Origin of the sequence: Geobacillus sp. ZGt-1 (assembly GCF_001026865.1) — a bacterium.
GTDB lineage: Bacteria > Bacillota > Bacilli > Bacillales > Anoxybacillaceae > Geobacillus > Geobacillus thermoleovorans.
Genome location: NZ_LDPD01000018.1, coordinates 774 through 4459 on the forward strand (window position 1 = coordinate 774; position 3686 = coordinate 4459).

Here is a 3686-nt window from a genome sequence, read left to right on the forward strand (position 1 = left end):
TTATCAAATAAAGAAAGAGTAGTGGTAATCAAACGCCACTCATATATTTTTTACATTTTAGTAGACATAATATAAATTATAAGAAGTTACGAAAGAGTCTGTTTCGATAACAAGTAGTCTCATAATAGTGAGACAAAACAAAAAACGCCCATCGACACGCCCACCTAAAATAAAATAAAAACGCGCAGCCTCTTGATTCTCATTCAAGAAGCTGCACGTTACCCACTGCGCGTCGGCAGCTGCAGGGACCGCATGATCTCATCCTTTCTCCTTTCGTTTAGGCAATATCCGTTTGACGATAGCGGACGCCTTTATACCGAACGCGAACTGGCACGCCTTTTTCTTGCTTATGTTTCACCAGAAGCCGTTGGGCTTTTGAAAAGGCTTCCATCATCCCAGATGCCGAAATGGCCTCTTCCCACACAATCGTTTTCCCTTGGACTGTGTAGAAGGAAAAGACATACTGTTTCACCGTCTTCACCTCCCTATTATTATTATAATCAAAGACTGTTTTTCCTAAACACAAAAACTGTTACAATTATGTTAACATTTTCTCTTCGGCGTTTCCGCAACAAATAAAGGTGTCCCAATCCTTCCTAAAAGAGATCGGAACACCTTTTTCTTTTTGCGCATATGTGGCTGTTGGACCTTGCGGGTTGTGATGACCTTGCCGGTTAGCGCCGCAATCCGATTTAGCACAGTTCAGTTTCTTAGAAAAAGAAAACCGGCATCATGATTCAATGCCGGTTTGTTGCTTGTATTGTTTGACGGCCGCTTTATAGTCGGCTTGAATGGCATCTTTGTCTCGTCCGAGCCGAACGCTTAAAAAGTCGAGCACGGCTGCATCATGGGCAAGGCCAGCGGCAAACTGCCGCTTCAGCCAGCGTTCGCCGGCGATTTCCTCTGGGAACGTATGGGTCTCTCCCCCATCGGCATACACGTTCCAACCTTGAGCGGTTTTACGACTCAGCCACCATTGGCCATGGTGATTTGTCCAAAACACTCCTTCGGCCTCGTCTTTTTTGTTCAATTGGTTTTGTTCCGCATCACCGTATACCGGCAGAAGCGGGAACGTCTCGACGACAAACAGCGGAAATGTTGTATCATCGATCAAACAGCCGGACGCCTTGGGATGGCCGCCGCCACCGAATTGCAGGGCAAACTCAGCGACGTTGACGTCATCATGAATGGTGCGAAAGCCAATATGTTTCGTCCCCATGTTGACTAAAGCGATCAAGTCAAGATGAGGATAACGCTTGGATAACGCATTGCCCAATTCCGACAAATGGCGCTCGGCAAAGACGACGCCGATGCAATAGTCACCAAGCCAGCGCTGAACAAGCTGTTTTTGCTTTTGCCGAATGTAACGCTGAATTTTCTTCTCTTCCATATCGAGAAGCAGCTCTTCCGTCTCGGTCAAGGAGAACGGTTCTCTGGAGGCGAGCCGCTCGCTCATCGTCTCCCAAAAGCCGTCAAGCCCGAAAATCGTCAACAAATCATTCAGCCGCTTCGCTTGCAAATTCCCATTCTCTTCCCATTCCCACGTGTCGTATTGGCGGACGAGCTCGACGAACCCATCTAGCGTTTCATTAGGTGCGAGTTTTCCCTCGCGGACGAGATAGTCGTAAAAGAGCGAGGTGGCGCACGTCTTTTTGCCATCATCCCTCACCGGCACCACCTGTCCCCACGGGTAGTCATTGAAATGAAGCGCCGTCACGTGGTGGTCGATCACTTGCACATGGCCGCCGCGCGCCGCCCGTTCGGCGAGTTGCTGTTCCACTTCCTTGCCGACGGCCAAGTCGGTGATAAACAACATGGCGCCGTTGGCCTCGTCGCTTTGCAAGAATTGGACGACCCGTTCATCCAAATTGCGATAGGAACAAAACGAAATGTTCACCTCGGCAAACGCCAGCTTCGCGAGCAATCCGCAACCGATGCCGTCTAGATCGCTGTCAGTGAATAATTTGATCATGGGGTCCCACCTTTTTGTCACAAACTTTTTTGCAACCACGTTTTCAAGAGCGGCAACAGCCGATCCGGCAACTCGCTCACATGCGGAACAAAGACGCGGAAGCGACCATAGATGTTTTCAATCGTCCGCCGCGTTGACTCATCGTCGGCCCCGTGGCCTAAAAAGAGATTGACGACCTCAATGCCGCGGCGGCGCGCTTCGGCGACTGCTTCGTGCGTATCGATGATGCCGTTTTGTTCATATCCGTACGCGGCGGGTTCGCCGTCAGAGAAGACGAGCAGCACTTTTTGTGCTTCCGGGCGCTTGAGGAGCTGTTCGGTCATCCAGCGAATCGCCAATCCATCGCGATTATCTTCATGCGGCTCGAGCTGCAGGATCGCCGGGCCGCTCGACGGCTCAAGCGAGCGATGGAATGAGACCGCCATCTGCAAATAGTTCGGCTGACGCGAAGCGGCTGCTTCGTTCGCATCTTCCCAAAATCCGACAATTTGGTGCGGCACGCGCAACGTTTTCAGCACCTCATGGCAAAGAACGAGCCCGGTTTTCGTCTCTTCCATTTTGTCATGCATCGAAGCCGAGCAATCGACAAGCAGGCCGAAGACTGCATCAAACCGCCGCGTCGGCTCGCCTTTTTTGTAAAACAAGCGCGGCCGCTCATCAGTGAAAAACGACACCAATTGTTTGCGCAGCCGACCGACGGGCAAGTTCATGCGCCAAGCGGAGCGCTTGTGTTCAAGCCATTGTTCCATGATGCGCACAAGCCGTTTTCGGTACGGCGCCACCGCCGCCTGTTTGGCGCGGTATTGCTCAAGATGCGCGAGGTTTGGCGACGAAGGAAGAAGCACAAGATCGGCTTGGCGGTTGGCCTCGCCATACGGCGCACTGTTTCCAGCCGGCGGCTGTTCGCTGAAGGATGCTTGCGCTTCCAGGCCATACTCGTTTCGCGCCGTCGGCCGAGACGTTCCTTTCACGACGGCCAGCGCCTGATCACCGTCTTCACCCGGCCTCGCCTTATCGCTGATGATCTCGGTGCGGCTGCCTCGTTCGAGCTCAAAGCGGAGAAAGCTTCCACCCGCCCGGCTCGTTTCCCGATGCCACGTTGGCAGCACTTGCCGCTTGGCCTCTCCATCGGCCTCTTGAAGGGCATCGCGGTTTTCCAATGGGTTGGTCCGTTTGAGATCTTGAAGCGTCATCGTTTTCTCGTCCGCATCATCCTCAACGATTGGCAGCGATGTATAGGCATTGACCATATCATGAGGCAGCACGTCCTTCATCAGTTCCACAACGGCGAACGCCCAGTCCGCCACCTCGGCTGTCGAGGAAGCATCAAAAAATTGCGGCCATAACGTTTCAAGGCGCGCCTGCACCGCTTCATCCGCCATCGGAGCCAGCGGCGCATCATCAAGCGGCGAATCGGCCGTGAGCCGCAAATACATCCCCGCCAAAAACTGATCAGCCCAAGCGCCGCGCGTTCGATTCGCTTGCCATTGCTGAGTGAAGTAGCGGCGGTACAAGCGGCGGCGCGTGCGGAACCATCGCTTCATCCCGGGACGTTCCCGCTCACAGACGGCTTCCAAGCGAAGATCTTCAGCGAATGTAAACAGCTGTTTGGAAAGCTTGGAGAGCGGTCGGGATTCCACCGCATGTCGGAAGGCGCGAACCGCCAATCGGTCGGTGTGCCGATACGTGCCGATGATGCGCAAGCCGACGTCGC

The 3686-nt window shown here is 53.3% G+C and carries 3 protein-coding genes; all 3 read right to left on the reverse strand.

What is annotated here, in order from left to right; all coding sequences use genetic code 11:
• Window positions 1-277 precede the first annotated feature (277 nt).
• Window positions 278-472: a hypothetical protein gene (locus VU18_RS07375; RefSeq protein ID WP_021321620.1), complete on the reverse strand. Its 195-nt coding sequence runs from the start codon at window positions 470-472 to the stop codon at window positions 278-280.
• A 258-nt stretch (window positions 473-730) separates the two neighbouring features.
• Window positions 731-1972, reverse strand: coding sequence for a DHH family phosphoesterase (locus VU18_RS07380; protein WP_020279471.1), 1242 nt, complete (start codon window positions 1970-1972; stop codon window positions 731-733).
• A 17-nt stretch (window positions 1973-1989) separates the two neighbouring features.
• Window positions 1990-3686 (reverse strand): nitric oxide reductase activation protein NorD (locus VU18_RS07385; RefSeq protein ID WP_047757920.1); only part of this gene is annotated, 1697 nt, incomplete at its 5' end.